Origin of the sequence: Streptomyces sp. NRRL F-525 (assembly GCF_000716605.1) — a bacterium.
Classification (GTDB): Bacteria; Actinomycetota; Actinomycetes; order Streptomycetales; family Streptomycetaceae; genus Streptomyces.
This window is the reverse complement of record NZ_JNXE01000173.1, coordinates 1-343: the sequence shown is the minus strand read 5'-3', so window position 1 is coordinate 343 and position 343 is coordinate 1. Positions and strand designations below refer to the sequence as shown.

General features: G+C 69.7%; 1 protein-coding gene. It reads right to left on the bottom strand.

The window, feature by feature from the left end:
* A partial coding sequence (locus OO69_RS48390) for a DUF3560 domain-containing protein (protein WP_033287431.1) occupies positions 1-253 on the bottom strand: 253 nt, incomplete at its 3' end.
* Between the last annotated feature and the right edge of the window lie 90 nt (positions 254-343).

Here is a 343-nt window from a genome sequence, read left to right as displayed (position 1 = left end):
CCTTGTAGGCGTCGATGGCACGGTCGGAGGCTGCGTCGGCGCGGTTCTTGGCACGTCGGGCACTTCGGTACGAGTGGTGGCCGGTGAGCAGCGGCTGGCCGCCGGGGAACCGGCCGTACATGTCGAACGCCCGGCTGGCACGCTGCTCAGCCTGGGCCGTCAGCTTGTCCGCCTTCTTGGCCAGGGCGTCGGCTTTCTGGCGGGCTCGTGCTGCTTTGGCTTGGGTTTGGGGGTCGTTAGGTGTGTCGGTCACGTGCGGGCTCCCGGTGGTTGGGGGCGTAGTTGGTCAGGGTGCCCCTGTTTCGGGCACGCGTTGCCCCGGCCACATCGGGCCGGGGCTAGG